This window comes from Afipia sp. GW821-FHT04G03, from assembly GCF_059419985.1.
This window is the reverse complement of record NZ_JBWKSV010000001.1, coordinates 1,519,340-1,535,475: the sequence shown is the minus strand read 5'-3', so window position 1 is coordinate 1,535,475 and position 16,136 is coordinate 1,519,340. Positions and strand designations below refer to the sequence as shown.

The 16,136-nt window shown below is 61.6% G+C and carries 15 protein-coding genes; 11 read left to right on the top strand and 4 right to left on the bottom strand.

The window, feature by feature from the left end:
- Window positions 1–22: 22 nt before the first annotated feature.
- From AC07UB_RS07320 to AC07UB_RS07305, 4 genes are all read left to right on the top strand, one after another.
- Complete coding sequence (locus AC07UB_RS07320; protein ID WP_492793235.1) at window positions 23–205, top strand: DUF4089 domain-containing protein; 183 nt, start codon at window positions 23–25, stop codon at window positions 203–205.
- The gene (locus AC07UB_RS07315) at window positions 195–1,610 is read left to right on the top strand and encodes an AtzE family amidohydrolase (protein ID WP_492793234.1); all 1,416 of its coding nucleotides are present in this window, start codon (window positions 195–197) and stop codon (window positions 1,608–1,610) included. Before AC07UB_RS07320 ends, AC07UB_RS07315 begins: the two co-directional genes overlap by 11 nt.
- 2 nt (window positions 1,611–1,612) lie before the next feature.
- Window positions 1,613–2,017 (top strand): oxalurate catabolism protein HpxZ, encoded by a 405-nt coding sequence (gene hpxZ, locus AC07UB_RS07310; RefSeq protein ID WP_492793233.1) that lies wholly within the window; start codon window positions 1,613–1,615, stop codon window positions 2,015–2,017.
- A 71-nt stretch (window positions 2,018–2,088) separates the two neighbouring features.
- A complete protein-coding gene (locus AC07UB_RS07305; RefSeq protein WP_492793261.1) occupies window positions 2,089–2,748 on the top strand; it encodes a GntR family transcriptional regulator in 660 nt (219 codons plus the stop codon).
- Between the two features lie 8 nt (window positions 2,749–2,756).
- Here AC07UB_RS07305 and AC07UB_RS07300 read toward each other — a convergent pair whose 3' ends face one another.
- The gene (locus tag AC07UB_RS07300) at window positions 2,757–2,999 is read right to left on the bottom strand and encodes a DUF6489 family protein (protein WP_492793232.1); all 243 of its coding nucleotides are present in this window, start codon (window positions 2,997–2,999) and stop codon (window positions 2,757–2,759) included.
- Window positions 3,000–3,207: 208 nt separating this feature from the next.
- Between AC07UB_RS07300 and AC07UB_RS07295 the strand changes: the two genes are divergently transcribed.
- The gene (locus AC07UB_RS07295) at window positions 3,208–3,828 is read left to right on the top strand and encodes a fused MFS/spermidine synthase (RefSeq protein ID WP_492793231.1); all 621 of its coding nucleotides are present in this window, start codon (window positions 3,208–3,210) and stop codon (window positions 3,826–3,828) included.
- Entirely contained in the window at window positions 3,825–5,384 is a 1,560-nt protein-coding gene (locus AC07UB_RS07290) for a fused MFS/spermidine synthase (protein ID WP_492793230.1), read from the top strand. The genes AC07UB_RS07295 and AC07UB_RS07290 overlap by 4 nt, the downstream gene beginning before the upstream one ends.
- Window positions 5,385–5,425: 41 nt before the next feature.
- On the opposite strand, the gene pncB is transcribed toward AC07UB_RS07290, so the two are convergent.
- From pncB to AC07UB_RS07275, 3 genes are all read right to left on the bottom strand, one after another.
- Entirely contained in the window at window positions 5,426–6,730 is a 1,305-nt protein-coding gene (gene pncB / locus AC07UB_RS07285; RefSeq protein WP_492793229.1) for a nicotinate phosphoribosyltransferase, read from the bottom strand.
- Window positions 6,731–6,792: 62 nt separating this feature from the next.
- Entirely contained in the window at window positions 6,793–10,341 is a 3,549-nt protein-coding gene (locus AC07UB_RS07280) for a molybdopterin cofactor-binding domain-containing protein (RefSeq protein WP_492793228.1), read from the bottom strand.
- Window positions 10,342–10,361: 20 nt separating this feature from the next.
- A complete protein-coding gene (locus tag AC07UB_RS07275) occupies window positions 10,362–10,844 on the bottom strand; it encodes a (2Fe-2S)-binding protein (protein WP_492793227.1) in 483 nt (160 codons plus the stop codon).
- Between the two features lie 366 nt (window positions 10,845–11,210).
- Here AC07UB_RS07275 and AC07UB_RS07270 point away from each other — a divergent pair, with 366 nt between their 5' ends.
- The 5 genes from AC07UB_RS07270 to AC07UB_RS07250 all read left to right on the top strand — a co-directional run bounded on the left by AC07UB_RS07270 (window position 11,211) and on the right by AC07UB_RS07250 (window position 16,109).
- Window positions 11,211–12,677, top strand: a complete 1,467-nt coding sequence (locus AC07UB_RS07270) for a 6-hydroxynicotinate reductase (protein WP_492793226.1) — start codon at window positions 11,211–11,213, stop codon at window positions 12,675–12,677.
- Window positions 12,674–13,594: a UPF0280 family protein gene (locus tag AC07UB_RS07265; RefSeq protein WP_492793225.1), complete on the top strand. Its 921-nt coding sequence runs from the start codon at window positions 12,674–12,676 to the stop codon at window positions 13,592–13,594. The genes AC07UB_RS07270 and AC07UB_RS07265 overlap by 4 nt, the downstream gene beginning before the upstream one ends.
- Window positions 13,587–14,171 carry an amino acid synthesis family protein gene (locus AC07UB_RS07260; RefSeq protein WP_492793224.1) on the top strand — a complete coding sequence of 195 codons (585 nt, stop codon included), beginning with the start codon at window positions 13,587–13,589 and terminating at the stop codon, window positions 14,169–14,171. The genes AC07UB_RS07265 and AC07UB_RS07260 overlap by 8 nt, the downstream gene beginning before the upstream one ends.
- Window positions 14,168–14,752 (top strand): amino acid synthesis family protein, encoded by a 585-nt coding sequence (locus AC07UB_RS07255; RefSeq protein ID WP_492793223.1) that lies wholly within the window; start codon window positions 14,168–14,170, stop codon window positions 14,750–14,752. The genes AC07UB_RS07260 and AC07UB_RS07255 overlap by 4 nt, the downstream gene beginning before the upstream one ends.
- Before the next feature lie 190 nt (window positions 14,753–14,942).
- The gene (locus AC07UB_RS07250; RefSeq protein ID WP_492793260.1) at window positions 14,943–16,109 is read left to right on the top strand and encodes an ABC transporter substrate-binding protein; all 1,167 of its coding nucleotides are present in this window, start codon (window positions 14,943–14,945) and stop codon (window positions 16,107–16,109) included.
- Window positions 16,110–16,136: the final 27 nt, after the last annotated feature.

Below are 16,136 nucleotides of genomic sequence, written 5' to 3'. Positions count from 1 at the left end.
CGCTACGCACACAGAGACGCGCATGCCGAACGATCCGCTGGATATCTATATCGATACTGTTGCCGAGGTTCTTGCGTTATCCATCGAGGGGGAATGGAAACCCGCGGTGCGTGTCAATCTCGACACGACCCTGAAGATGGCGCGTCTGGTGCAGGAATTCCCGCTGCCCGACGAAATCGAACCAGCGAGCATCTATGAAGCCTGATAGCATCATATCGTCCGGTATGGATTGGTCCTCGGCGTCGGCGATTGCCGATGCGGTATCCGCGCGCAAGATATCGGCGCTCGATGTCACGAACGGCGCGCTTGTGCGCATTGCTGCAAACGACGGCAAGTTGAACGCTTTCACCGACGTGGTTGCGGATCGCGCGCGTGCGCGTGCCGCAAAAATCGATGCCGCGATTGCGGGTGGCGGCAAGGTGGGACCACTGGCCGGTGTGCCGTTCGCGGTTAAGAATCTTTTCGACGTTGCAGGCTTGCCGACCCGGGCGGGCTCGAAAATCAACCGTCAGCGCGTTCCCTCAGAGCGAGACGCGACGTTGATCGAGCGATTGGAAGCCGCGGGGGCGGTGCTGGTCGGCGCGCTCAATATGGGCGAATACGCCTATGATTTCACTGGCGAGAATATCCACGATGGTCCATCGCGCAATCCACACGATTTGACGCGCATAACCGGCGGCTCGTCCGGAGGTTCGGGTGCCGCGGTCGGCGGCGGTCTCGTGCCGTTGACGCTGGGGTCAGACACCAACGGTTCGATTCGCGTGCCGTCGTCGTTCTGCGGCATTTTCGGGCTGAAGCCCACTTATGGCAGGCTGTCGCGAGCACGATCGTTTCCGTTCGTCACGAGCTTCGATCATGTTGGCCCTTTCGCACGAACGACGCGCGATCTCGCACTGGCTTACGACGTGATGCAGGGACCGGATGCGGACGATGCCGCATGTACCAATCGCCCCATCGAGCCGGCCACCTCGTCGCTTGAGCTTGGGATTGGTAATCTGCGCATCGGCGTCGCGGGCGGATACTTCAGGGAGAATGTCCTTCCCGAAGCCCAGGAGGCAATGGCGCGCGTCGCCGAGGCGCTGTCCGTAACGCGCGAGGTCGAAATTCCGGAAGCGGTGAGGGCGCGGGCGGCAGCCTATGTCATTTCGACCTGCGAAGGGGCTTCGCTGCATCTCGACCGGCTGCGCACGCGGCCGAACGATTTCGACCCGGCGGTGCGCGACAGGCTTTTGGCGGGAGCGATGATCCCGGCGCCGTTCGTGGATCGCGCGCAGAAGTTCCGCCGCTGGTATCGCGCGCAGGTGCTGGAGCTTTTCAAAACCGTCGATGTCGTTCTGGCACCCGCCACGCCATGTGTTGCGCCGAAACTCGGCCAGGCGACGTTCGTGCTGGGCGGCGTCGAACTGCCGGTTCGGGCGAACATTGGAATACACACCCAGCCGATTTCCTTCATCGGGCTTCCGGTGGTTGCCGTGCCGGTTCCGCTGAACTCGATGCCGATTGGTGTGCAGGTGATTGCAGCGCCGTGGCGTGAGGATATAGCCTTGCGTGTCGCTTATACGCTTGAACAGGCCGGCGTGGTTTACGCGCCGCGGCCAAAAGGATTTTGAAGATGCCGACCGAAATCGATCTGCCGGATGTCGTTGCCGAAGTCAGAACAGCCTTCGCGGCTTACGAAAAAGCGCTGACGTCAAATGATGTCGCAGCGCTCGATGCGCTGTTTCACAAGGATGCCAGAACGATCCGCTATGGTATCGGCGAAAATCTTTACGGTTACGATGCCATCGCGGCGTTTCGCGCCGCGCGCAGCCCTGCAGGATTGATGCGCGAATTGACGAAGACCGTCATCACGGCGTATGGCCGCGATACCGCTGTTGCCTCGACGTTGTTTCATCGGACATTATCGCCCGGCAGGGTCGGACGGCAGATGCAGATGTGGATTCGCGTGGCAGAGGGTTGGCGGATCGTCGCCGCCCATGTCAGCCTCATCGACGCGCCTGCGAACGAAAAGCCATGATCTTTGAGCCCGGATCATCGCGCGGATTGGCTGAGAATCCGGGCACAAATGAATCAGGCGCGACGTCAACGCTGGGGAGGGGCGTAGCTGGAAGGCGCACGCTTGCCGAGGAGTTGCGATTGCAGCTTGCCGACGACATCGTGCGTGGCGCGCTTGAGCCAGGCTCTTCGCTTGACGAATCCGACATCGCGCGGCGCTTCAATGTATCGCGCACGCCAGTGCGTGAGGCGCTCCGGCAACTTGTCGCCAGCGGCCTTGTCGATTCCCGCCCACATCGGGGCGCGGTTGTTGCGCGCCCAACCATCGAACAGCTTAATGCCATGTTCGAAGCCATGGCCGAACTTGAGGCTCTGTGTGCCGGGCTTGCCGCGGAACGCATGCCCGTCGGCCAGCGACACGAGCTTGAAGGTTTGCACGAGCGGCTGCGGCTGCTGAGTTATGAAGGCAATCCGCAGCTCTTTCACGAGGCGAATGAAGCTTTTCACAACGCGATATATGCCGGATCGCAAAACGGCTATGTCGCCGACATGACCCTGGCGACGCGGGTGCGCGTGCAGCCGTTCCGGCGCGCGCAATTCCGGAATCTCGGCCGTCTTGCGAAATCCTACGTGGAGCACGACAGGGTTGTGATCGCCATCATGCGCGGAGACAAGATGGGCGCTGCAAGCGCGATGCGGGATCACATTGAAACAGTTCGTGAGGAATACGAAGTCTACGCGGTGTCGTTGTAGATTTCGTCTTATTTCTTGGAAGTGTCGCTTCCGCCGGGCATTCCGAACATTTTGAACATATCAGCGAATTTTTCGGGATTGAACGACATCCAGTTCCGCAGGATCGCGTCGGGCGCCATGCCGGACACGGCGGAAAGCAGTGTGTCCTCCATCTGCTTCATGGCGCGCTCCTGCATCGGCTGAATGTTCGGAAGTCCGAGAAATTCGCGTGCCTCAAGCGGCGTGCAGTCGATATTGACAGTGATCTTCACGGTTTGTCCCCCTGGTGGCACGGCGTGTTGCCTCGTTGCGGCGTTGAACCAATCTACATGCGACGCTCTCAAAATGGAAATCGCCCGGCGCGACTATAGCGCTGGGTGCGACCGGTCATCGCATGAACCGCCGTATTCTCCGGAAAGGGTTATAATCGGGCTCAACCCTCTTTAATGTCGATCTCCATCGAGGTCCTAACCGCATTTCATGATGATCGTGCTGTTTCTCGCGGAAAGCCTGACTGCCTTCTGCGCGCTGGCGTTTGAGGTCGCGGTGACGCGGCTGGTCGCGCCGTATGCTGGAATGTCGATCGACACATGGACCGCCATTATTTCAGCCTTTCTGCTCGCCTTGGCGCTCGGCCACCAGATCGGCGGTTGGACCGCGACCGGTGCATCGCTGTCGCGCATGTTTGGACTGGCGTCGTCAGCCGCGATCGGCGCCGGCGTCTATGTGGCGTTTGCGCCGATGATTATCGCGTACTTCAACGGGGTCGTGTTGGCCCCTGCGCCCACCGCGTTATGGCGGATCGTGCTGTTAGCGGGACTGCCCTGTATTCCTGCCGGTCTGCTGTACGGAATCGTGACGCCGCTGCTGATGACGGGTGCCATTGCCATTGCGAGCAGGCGCGGTCTGGTTGTCGGATTGATCTATGCTGCGGGCGCGGCAGGAAGCGTGCTGGGCGTTCTTACAGTGTTGTGGCTGCTGCTCGACACGTTCGGCGTGCGCGGCACGATGTTGGCCGTTGGTGTTCTCTCGGTCGCGACCGGCGTGCTTCTCGCTATTCTGAGCGTGGTCATGCGCAAGCGTGAGGCGACAGTTCGATGAAGTATGCCTTGCCGGTCGGCGTTCTGTTGTCGGCTGCCGCGGCGCTCGCCGTCGAGATTATCATTGTCAGGATCGGCGCGCCTTATGTCGGGCAATCGTTGCTGCCGTGGTCGGCGGCGATTGCAAGCGTGTTGCTCGGAATGACGGCAGGACATTTTTGTGGCGGCCTGGTCGGGGGTGCTGCGGCCAGTATGCACCGCCTGCGTATCATGCTTGCCGTCGCGTGGCTGGCGGCTGGCCTTTGCGCACTGATTGCGCCGGCGTTCGCCGGCCCGATCGCATCGGCGCTTTTCAAGGACGGCGGATCGGACACCATGACCGTTCTGGCGATTTCCGCGCTGGTCTTGCCGGCGAGCTTCGCTGCGGGGTTCTGCGCACCGCTTGCGGTGCGCATTGCGCTTGTCATGCCCGATATTATCGTTCCGCGGATGGTCGGTGCGATTTACGCCGCTTCGGCGATCGGCAGCGTCGTTGGCAGCGCGGCCGCAGGTTTCTTTCTTCTGGAGACGGTGGGTGGGGTCGGGGGCATGAGGCTGGTCGGCTGTCTCTGGCTGCTGATTGCGCTGATGGTGATGCCGTCGTGCGGCCTGACCGTAACCCACCGAAGACTTGCGGCTGTTGCAGTGGTCGCAGCGATCGCCGCGCTGGCCGCCGTGCGTCCCTACAGTCCATGTCTCGTGGAGTCGCGGTACACCTGCATCCAGCTGATCGACAAGGCACTTCCCGACGGCGGATTGGTGCGACTGATGGAATTGGACGAGGGCATTCACAGCGCATCGGACCGGGACAATCCCGCCCGGCTGCACTTCGGTTATGCCGCGCTTTCGGATCGCCTTGCCAGGGCAGCTTTCGCAGCATCTGGCCAACCGCGCGCGTTGGTGATCGGCGGAGGCGGGGCGACCTTGCCCCGTGCGTGGGCGGCGGCGTCGCCGGCATCGCAGGTCACCGTCGCCGAACTCGATGCGACAGTCGCCGCCCTGGCCGTCGATGCGATGTGGGCTGGCGGTCTGCCAAACCTGCAAACCGTTCTCGGCGACGGCCGAGCGATTCTGCGAAGCTTGCCGCAGGCGGATTTTTACGACGTGATTCTGATGGATGCCTACCGGACCAAAAGCGTGCCGCCGCATCTCGTGACTGCCGAATTCAATGCGGAGGTTGCAGGCCGGCTGACGGCGCAAGGCGTATTCTTGTCGAACATCATCGACCGGACAGCGACGCCTCTGCTCGCGCTTAGCGTAGCAAGGACGTTGGCGCAGAGCTTTCCGGCGGTGGACATCTGGACTATGGTCGATGATCGCGAGGAGACGACCAACGTTGTGGTCGCGGCGTGGAAGAATCCGGCTCTCGCATTCCGTCCCGACGAGCTTTCCGTTGCCGCAACGGCATTGGGAGCAAACCAGCCGCCGGTTTCGCGCCAGATGGTCTGGCGACGCACCGACGTCCGGAATTATCGCGAAAGCTGGCCGCTGGCCTGTGCGGCGTTGCTGACAGACGACTGGACGCCGGTCGACCGGCTGCTTGCAGGCAGGCCGGTCTGCTCGGTTTCTTCGCGATAGCTCCAGCGAAACGTTCGCCGTCGTTCATGCCTTCGGCTGCGTCAGACATGAACCGCCGCGCGCACACGGCCTGCGTTTCCGAAGACGCGCAGATAACGCGCAATCTCGTCGGGCTGGCCCGTCGCCTTCTCGGGATTATCTGAAAGCTTCACGGCGGGCCGCCCGTTGACCGCCGTCACCTTGCAGACCAGCGAGATCGGATCGAGGTCGGCGGTGCCGTCCGGCGCGCATCCCACAAAGTCGTTCGTGAGATTCGTTCCCCAGCCGAAACTAGTCCTCACGCGCCCGGAAAAATGCCGATGTGCTTCCTCGATCGATCCCACGTCCATGCCGTCCGAGAAAACCAGAAGTTTTTCTTTTGGGTCGCGCCCCTTTTCCTTCCACCACTTGATAATTTCCTCGCCGGCGGCGATAGGCGGCGCGCTGTCGGGACGAAAACCGGTCCAGTCGGCGACCCATTCGGGTGCATCGCGCAGAAATGCCTTGGTGCCGAATGCGTCGGGCAGCGCAATCAAAAGATTTCCGTCGTAGGTGTGACGCCACTGATCGAGGATCAGGTAGGGCGCGCGCTGCAATTCCTGATCGCTGTTCGCCAGCGCGGCCGCCACCATCGGCAACTCGTGCGCGTTGGTGCCGATAGCTTCCAGGTCGTTGTCCATCGCCAGCAGAACGTTGGACGTTCCAGTGAACGCCGGGCCCAATCCTTCCTTGACGGCTTCGACGCACCAGCGCTGCCAGAGGAAGCCGTGCCGGCGCCGCGTCCCGAAATCCGACAGCCGCAGACCATCGAGTTTGCGCAGACGCTCGACCTTGGTCCACAGCTTCGCCTTGGCGCGGGCATAGAGAACGTCGAGCACGAATCGCCCCTGTCCCTTCATGGCTTGCCGCGAGCGCAATTCGTTGATGATGGCGAGCGCCGGGATTTCCCACATGGTGGTGTGCGTCCAGGGCCCGTGGAAATGCAACTCGTACTGGCCGTCGACCGTACGCAACTCATATTCCGGAAGCTGGAATGTCGCGAGCCAGCTGATGAAGTCCGGCGAAAACATCTGGGTCTTGCCGTAGAACGTGTTACCCGCAAGCCAGATCAGTTCCTTCTTTGAAAAGCGAACCGTGCGGGCGTGGTCGAGCTGGGCACGAAGCTCTGCCTCATCGATCACTTCGCCAAGGCGGACATGATGCGTCCGGTTGATCACCGAAAACGTCACATGCTCGTCCGGATAAAACTCCCGGATCATCTGAAGCATCAGTAGCTTGTAAAAATCGGTGTCGAGCAGGCTGCGCACGATCGGGTCGAGCCGCCAGCCGTGGTTGTATGTTCGCGAAGCGATGTCTGTAATGGCCATGGTGGGAGCATATCCGGCTCCTTCGCGGGCAACCAGTCACCATGCGCGATTTTGTTCGCCGCTCATGGCCGGCCTGCGCGGCGAATCCGGCCGATCGCGCTGGCCACATCGGTCCAAGGGGCCTTATCCGGTGCAAATTGTTGCCTGAGATATGACACCAATTCCGCGATCTGCCCATCGTTCAAGCTGTGCCTGAAGGCAGGCATGTAGCCGAGATCGCTCGAGACCGGAGCCTCGATGCCGTGCAGGATGACCTGAATGAGGTTGTCTGGCATGGCGCTGTGGAGGTTGCTGTTGAGGGCCAGCGACGGTCTGCTGCCGAACAGCACCGGGCCACCAACCTGGTGGCACACGGCGCAGGCGCCATCGTAGATTCGCGCGCCGATGGATGAGGCCGAAACCGCTTTGATGCTTGTTAACGTTTCGAGCTTTGCCGCCATGGCTTCCTGGGCTGCCGGGTCGATGGTCGTGTCGTTGAATGACGCGAGATAGACTGCCATGGCGCGGATGTCATTGTCGGGAACGGCCGCGAGGTTCTTGACGATCGGAGCCATCGGCCCGGCGGCGACGCCGTGGAAGCGCGAGATGCCGGTCCGCAGATAAGTGAACAATTCATCCTCACTCCAGGGGATCGGTGCATGTGACAACGAGCTGAGCGGCGGGGCTTCCCAGCCGTCCGCCGTTCCCCCCGCCAGATAGGCCTTGGCTTTCTCGGCGCCCAACGCATTGCGCGGCGTATGACACGCGCCGCAATGGCCGAGGCTTTCAACCAGATATGCACCGCGATTCCAGATCTCTGACTGCGCCGGATCGGCCTCGAAAACCGCGGGCTTGTGAAACAGCGCGTTCCAGCCGGCCATCAATGGGCGGAGGTTGAAGGGGAATGCGAGCGCGGTTTCGCGGTTGACGGCTTTCACCGCCGTCTGCGCCATCAGATAGGCGTAGAGCGCCTGCAAGTCCGCATCGGTTGTCTTGGCGAAATGATTGTACGGGAACGCCGGATAGAGTTGTCGCCCATCGCGGTGAATGCCTTCACGCATCGATCGCTCGAACGCGGGATACGACCACGCGCCGATTCCGGTTTCCAGGTCTGGCGTGATGTTGGTGCTATAGACAACGCCGAACGGTGTTTCGAGCGCGCGGCCACCGGCATTGACGATCCCGTTGATCTCGGTGTGGCATTCGGCGCAGTTGCCGAGGGCTGCGAGTTGCTGGCCGCGGGCAATGGTCGCGGCGGAATAAGCCGATGCATCGGGGCGTGCGATGGGTGCGATGGACCGCCATGGCAGCACTGCCGCGGCGATACCGACGGCTGCGGTGCACACCGCGGCAATACTTGCAAACGTGCTGCGGCGCTTGAAGAAAGGACTTCTTGTTTCCGGGAGCCGTTCCAATGGCTTGAATGTTTTTTCTGGCGGCGCCAACGGTGGCGCGGACTCACCGCCGCGCAATCCCGCAAGGATGCGCTCAGGCGTGAAGGGCAACTCCCGAAAACGCACGCCGGTCGCGTCGAAAATCGCGTTGGCAATGGCGGCGGCGCTCGGGACGGACGCGGATTCGCCCGCGCCGCGCGGTTCCTCGTTCTGGCGCGGCAGCAGCAGTACGTCGATCTTCGGCAGATCGGGAAACTTGATGATGGGGTAGGACCCCCATTCGCGATTGGTCACGCCCGTGCGATCGAACGTCACTTCCTCCATCAGCGCGCGGCTGGTGGATTGGATGACGTTGCCTGTCAATTGATGCCTTACGCCATCCGGATTGATCATCATGCCGGAATCCTGTCCGGCGACCACCCGCGTGACACTGACATCGCCGGTGGCCTTGTTGACCGCGACATCCGCGATCCAGGCTGACCATGCCGCCGGCTTGCCTGGAAACGGGCCGTGCACATACAGAGCGTAAGCGAAGCCGCGTCCGCGAACGACGTCTCCCTCAGCCTCCGGTTCTTTCCAGTTCGCGCGTGGTGTCCAGTCGGCGCGCCGGGCCACAGCTTTGACCAGATCGACCGCACGAGGGTCTTTCAGATAGCGCAGGCGATATTCGATCGGATCGACGCCGGCTTCGGTTGCGAGTTCGTCGATGTAGGATTCGTGCGCGAAGGTATTCGGCAATGCCGATACGCCGCGAAGCCATGACGCCCGCACGATCGGCGGCATGTCATGCGCGACGACGCGCATCGCGTCGTAGTCGTAGGGCGGAATCGCGGTGCGGTCGCCCATCTCAAAAATCGATGGTACCGGAGGAATGGTGCCGGTAAGCAGCAACGCCAGCGTCGGCGCGCCGTTCGATGGATAACGCGTCGCGAAGTCGTAACCTGCGACGCTGCCGTCGGCACGCAGGCCGCCGTTCACGTCCATCAATTGCGCGGTGCCCTTGGGCTCCCATGCATGTTCCTGTTCCCGCGTCAGTTGCACGCGCACGGGCCGGCCAACGGCACGCGACAACAGCACGGCGTCGGCGGACACGTCATCGGCGCAGTTGCGGCCATAACAGCCTGCGGCTTCCATCCGGACCACGTCGATCTGCGATTCCGGCAGGGCGAGAAGAAGTGCGAGGTCCGTGCGCAGGACGTGAGGGTTTTGCGTGCCGGACCACACCCGCGCGAAACCCTCCTGAACATCTGCAACCGAGCAGGACGGTCCGATCGATCCATGCATCTGATAGGGCCAGATGTAGGTTCGCTTCAGTTGCTTGTCGGCATTCGCAATAGCGCTATCCACCCCGCCCTTGTCGATCAGGGTGCGGGGCGTGCCGGGATTGGCGCGCAATGCGGTTTCGATGTCTTTCAGATCCGGCAGCGTTGGTGTCGGCTTCCATGTCACCTTGAGCTGCACCGCCGCCTTGACGGCATTTTCCTCGCGCTCGGCGACGACGCCGACGAAATCGCCGATCTGAACGACGGATACCAGGCCGGGAATGTCGCGGACCGACGATTCATCGACCGAGATCAGGCTGGTGCCGACGAAACTTCCGGCATCGACGCCTGCATAGGGCGGGCGAACCACGCGGCCATGCAACATGCCGGGTACACGCACGTCATGCACATAGACGAGCTCGCCGGTCGCCTTGGCCGGCAGGTCGATGCGCGGAACCGACTGTCCAACGATCTTGTAACTTTCCACCGCCTTGACCGCGACATCGTCGGCGAGGTCGAGCCGGATGCTGTCGCCTGCGATCAGCTCGCCGTAACTGACGCTGCGATTGTCATGCCCCCGGATCAAACCGTCTTCCACCGACAGTTCGCTGACCGGAAGTTCGAGTCTCTGCGAAGCGCGCGCCATCAGAAAGTGACGTGCCTGGGCGGCGGCCTTGCGAAGCGGCACGGCGGTAATCTGGATCGTCTCGCTGGCGATGGTTGCGCCCTGGTTGGGTACGCGGGAGGTGTCGCCCAACACCACGACCACGCGTGCAAACGAGACGTCGAGTTCTTCCGCGACGATTTGTCCGAGAGCAGTGCGGATGCCCGTTCCGAGATCGACGTGGCCGTTGAACGCCGTGACTGTGCCGTTCGCGGTGATCTTGATGAAGGTTTCAAAAACCCCTCTGCCTGCGTCGGAGGCAGCCGGGCGGACGACGGACAGCGATCCTGCTGCCGTTGCGTCATCGTCCATCGGGGAGTCCGGCGTCGTCATCAACCTCTGGCCTCAAGAGGATGACCGGCGGCCCGCATTACCGCGCGCAGGATTTCGATATGGGCACCGCACCGGCACAGATTGTAGCGCAACTCTTCCAGTACTTCGGCCTCGGACGGCTGTGGGTTGCGCATGAGCAGGGCTTTGGCCGTCATGATCATGCCGTTGAGGCAATAACCGCATTGCGCTCCCTGTTCCTCGATGAAGGCGGCCTGCACGGGATCGGTGTGGTCGCGTGAGCCGAGACCTTCGAGCGTGAGGATGTTTCGCTCCACGCAACCGCTGATGGGGATGACGCATGAGCGCGCCGCCACGCCGTCGATGATTACGGTACACGCGCCGCATTCGCCGAGACCGCAGCCGAATTTTGGACCGTTCAATTCAAGATCGTTGCGCAGCACATACAGTAACGCGGTTTCGGGAGCCGCGTCGACATCATGAACCCTGCCGTTGACGGTCAGGCGGATTGTCGTCTGCGTCATGCTCATCGTCACAGTCCGATCTGCTGCGCTGCAAAACACCTGCGACGCCAGACCTCAACGATACCGTTTGTATACAAACGTGCAAGCGCATGATGGTGCGGTGGCGTCGCATGTTCACACGGGATGATGCATTGCAAGATTTGTGAACACGTAAGGTAGGCAATTGAGTTTTTATTCGGCAGCGTCGGATTTCGCGCGCGTCGGCGCTTGACAGCTTTCCGGTCTGCGCGCAACATCGTTCGTATACGAACAAAATGCCGGTTGCGGGACAGACCGAACCTTACCCTCGCAGCCCAACTTGCGCATCGTGCGCCGCCGTCCATTACCCTTTCGACAGTTCGCGTTGGCTCGCAGGTGAGTTCGTCTATGTCGACTGAAACCACATCCATTGCCGCTGCGGGCAACGCAGACAAGATCCGCTGCGATGCGTGTCCGGTGATGTGCTATATCAAGCCGGGCACGGCGGGCGCGTGCGACCGTTATGCGAATAACAATGGCGAACTGGTGCGGGTCGACCCGCACGTCGTACTGGAACGCACCGTATCCCACGGCGGCCGGCTGGTGCCGTTCCAGGCAGGAGGCGAGTGGGACGGCAAAATCGTTCACGAGCCGGGCGTTTTCGTTACGGCCATCGGCGCCGGCACCACCTATCCCGACTACAAGCCTGCGCCGTTCATCGTTTCCTCGGAAGTCGATGGCGTCGATATGGTCACAGTGGTGACCGAAGGTATTTTCAGTTACTGCGGCGTCAAGGTGAAGATCGATACCGATCGCTATCTCGGCCCTGAAACCGCAACCGTGCGCGTACAAGGCGAGGCGGTGGGTCATGTCACCACCGGCGAGTATGGCTCGCAGATGCTATCACTTGGCGGCGTCCATCATTTGACCGGCGGCTCGAAAAAGGAGGGCCGGATCACCTGCGATGCGTTGATGGATTTGTCCAACGGCAAGCCCGTCGAGATGACAATCGATGGCGGTGCGACTGTTGTGGTGCAGGCCGGACATCCGCCGGTCGTCAACGGCGTGCTCGAGGAGAGGATGCGGGTCGGTTGCGGCTCGGCGACCATCGGCATGTTCGCCAAGCAATGGCACGGCAAGGTCGATGAGGTCGTCGTCGTGGACGATCACATTACCGGTGTGCTGTCCGAACATCAGGCAGGAAAATTGCTCGATATTCCCGACACCGGCATCAAGATGAAGGGGCGCCGCTCGACGCCCGGGCGCTATTTTCAGGTAGCCGAGCCCGGCACCGGATGGGGCGGCACCAACATCTCGGATCCGTTGTCGGTGCTGGGACCGTTCGATCCCAAGACCGCGAAGCCCGGTACGCGGATGATGATGGTCAGCACGACCGGCGAGCACGCGGCCTATTTCGAACTGGATGAGGCGTTGAAGCCGGTCGAAAAGGACATGCCCCTCGATCTCAAGCTGTCAGTTGAGCGCATTCAGGAAAATTGCGAGCCGGCCTTGTGCACCGTGCTGTTCATGGGTGGGGCAGGCGGCTCGCTCCGTTCGGGCGTCACCGAGAACCCGGTGCGGCTGACGCGCTCGGTCAAGGATGCGCTGACGTCTGTGACCTGCGGCGGCGCGCCGGTCTATGTATGGCCGGGCGGCGGCATTACCTTCATGGTCGATGTGACGCGTGTTCCGGAAGGCGCGTTCGGTTATGTACCGACGCCTGCGCTGGTCGCGCCGATTGAGTTCACGCTGAGGCTGTCGGATTACGCAGCGCTTGGCGGTCATATGGACCATGTGCGGCCGCTATCGTCGCTCAAGGACAATACCGAAGTTCGTCAATTGCCGCAGCAGGCCACCGATTCGAGGCGCGCATGACGCGCCTTCCGCAGACGAGATGGCTCGCGGACGGAAAGCGGCTGCATTTGCAGGACGGTCCGATCGATCTGATCGTCGAAGCAAGTGGAACCAACGCCAATGTCCACACCGCCTACGAGGCTGCTGTGCGGCGGTTTACAGGCCTGCTCGACACGCTGTGCGACGAGCTTCCGGAACTCCGCCGCGCCGCGCTTCCCCACACGTCTGTGCTGCAAGGCCGTGTTGCGCGCCGGATGCACGCGGCGGTCGCGCCGTTTGCAGCTGAGCATTTCATTACGCCGATGGCCGCCGTAGCAGGGGCTGTCGCAGAAGAAGTTCTTGGCGTGATGACCTCATCGGCGGACCTGTCCCGCGCCTACGTCAATAACGGCGGTGACATCGCGCTGCATCTGGCAGGCCATGAACGTTTTGCGGTCGGTCTGGTCGGTCATCCCGATATGCCGAACCTGATCGGAAAGACGGCGATCGCGGCAAGCGATCCGACGCGCGGTATCGCGACCAGCGGATGGCGCGGCCGCAGCTTCTCGTTGGGAATTGCCGATGCCGTGACCGTTCTGGCGCGGACTGCCGCACAGGCGGACGCGGCTGCCACCATCATTGCAAATGCGGTCGATCTGCCGGGACATCCCTTGATTATACGCAGTCCTGCGAACGACAGTCATCCTGATAGTGATCTTGGCGCGCGCGAAGTTACGCGCGACGTTGGGCGGCTTTTGCCTTATGAGATTGCGGCTGCTCTCGAATCCGGCGCGCATCGGGCGCGCGAACTTCTCACCGCCGGCTTGATCGATGGTGCGGTCCTTCATTTGCAGGGTGAAACCATTGTCGTGGCGCTGAATGCTGTCGACGATGGTGCGCCGCAGATGTTGCCGCGCGGAGCGTTTCGAGCCGGAATTGAAAGCTTGATGCATGCCTGAGATTGTGATCCGCAAACGCCACACGCTGATCGAGGAAATTTTCCACGAAGGCGGGAAACCCGTGGCGCTGCCGCTGCGCCGGGGTGCGGTGCTTTGTGTCATTCGCAATCCCTTCGCCGGGCGTTATGTGGAAGATATTGCAGGATTCATGGACGATCTGACGCCGTTGGGAGTTGCGATGGCCGGGTCTCTCCTGAAGGCGCTCGGCGGCGATGCGAAAGCGATCCAAGGTTATGGCAAAGGCGCGATCATCGGTTCCGCGGGCGAATTGGAACACGGCGCGTTGTGGCATGTGCCGGGTGGTTACGCGATGCGTGAAATTCTCGGAGAAGCCAAAGCGATCGTGCCGTCGGCCAAGAAAGTCGGAGGACCGGGTACGCGGCTCGATGTCCCGATCACCCATATCAATGCGTCTTATGTCCGTTCACACTTCGACGCGATGGAAGTCGGGATTACCGACGCGCCGCGCGCCGACGAATTGCTGCTCGCGCTGGTCATGACAACCGGCTCGCGCATTCACGCGCGCGTCGGTGGCCTGAAAGCGAGCGAGATCAAGGGAGAGGATGGATTGCGATGAGTGCAGTTATTCGTAAGATCGTCACCGTCGTCGAAGAAACGCTGATGGAGGCTGGACGTGACGTGACGCCGCCAACCCGCCGCGCGGCGGCGATCGCAGTGATCGAAAATCCGTTCGCCGGAAAATACGTCGATGATCTTGCCCCGCTGATAGCCATTGGCGAGGAACTGGGCGAACTGCTCGCCACGAAAGCGGTCGCTGCGCTCGGCATCGAAGGCGCCAGCGCGCAAAGCTACGGCAAGGCAGCCGCCGTGGGTGAAAATGGCGAGCTCGAGCACGCGGCAGCGATCTTGCATCCAAAAATGGGAGCGCCGGTACGTAAGGTGCTTGGCAAGGGTGCGGCGCTGATCCCGTCGTCCAAGAAGCGCGGCGGGCTAGGCGCAGTGCTCGATATTCCGCTCGGTCACAAGGATGCGGCGTTCGTGCGAAGTCATTTCGACGGAATGGAAGTGCAGATCAACGATGCGCCGCGTGCAAACGAAATTATGGTCGCTGTCGCGGTGACCGACAGCGGGCGGCCGCTGCCTCGGGTCGGCGGGCTGACGATTGGAGAGATCAAGGGTGAGGACGGCCTCCGGTAACGGGCAGTTCCACGAACGGGGCAAGGATGCGTGAGGAATAACCGGACTGTCCCCCAATGAGGGAAGGGATGGACGGACGTCACGGCGGAGCAGGCGCTCTCGCCAACATTGGAGGTCTGGGATGCAACGAAGCAAACGTCTCTTGAACGGTCTTTTGCGCGCGGGTCTTGTGAGCGCAAGTCTTGGTGTGATGTTCGGCAGCATGGCGACGCCCGCCCTGGCGCAGAGCGGCGAGATCAAGATCGGTGAAATCAACAGCTATTCGTTATTGCCCGCGTTTACCGAGCCGTATCGCAAGGGCTGGCAACTCGCAGTCGAGGAAGTTAATGCCGCGGGTGGAGTCAACGGCAAAAAGCTGGTTGTCATTTCCAAGGATGACAGCGGCAAACCTGCCGACGCGCAGACGGCGGCCAACGAACTGATCTCGAAAGAGGGCGTGGTGATGCTGACAGGCACGTTCCTGTCCAACATCGGCCTCGCGGTCAGCGATTTCGCCAAGCAGAAGAAAGTATTCTTCCTGGCGGCAGAGCCTTTGACTGACGCGATCACCTGGACGAGCGGAAACCGCTACACGTTCCGTCTGCGGCCTTCCAACTACATGCAAGCGGCGATGCTGGTGGAAGAAGCGGCCAAACTGCCCGCCAAGCGCTGGGCGACCATCGCGCCGAACTATGAGTACGGCCAGTCTGCGGTTGCCGTCTTCAAGAAACTTCTGTCTGCGAAGCGGCCGGACATCCAGTGGGTCGATGAACAGTGGCCACCACAGGGCAAGATCGATGCAGGTCCGGTGGTACAGGCCGTCGCGGCCGCCAATCCTGAAGCCATTCTCAATGTGACCTTCGGCGCCGACCTGGTGAAACTCGTTCGTGAAGGCAACACGCGCGGTCTGTTCAAGGGACGCTCGGTGGTGTCATTTCTCACCGGAGAGCCGGAATATCTCGATCCGCTGAAGGAAGAGACACCCGAAGGCTGGATCGTCACCGGTTATCCCTGGTACAGCATCAAGACGCCGGAGCATGACGCTTTCCTGAAGGCCTATCAGGGTAAGTACAACGACTATCCGCGGCTGGGCTCGATTGTCGGCTATCAGACGATCAAGGCAGCGGCTGCGATCCTCAACAAGGCGAAGTCTGACGATCCGGAAAAAATGATCGCGGCGGCGGAAGGTCTCTCGATGCCATCGCCGTTCGGTCAGATCACGTTCCGCAAGATCGATCATCAGTCGACGCTTGGGGCCTATGTGGGCAAGACGGCGCTTAAGGACGGCAAGGGTGTGATGGTCGACTCCGTTTATCGCAAGGGGGAGGATTTCTTGCCGAGCGACGCGGAAGTCGAGAAGCTGCGCGCCAAGGATTGAGACGAACGACCGCGGGCGCGCGATGCG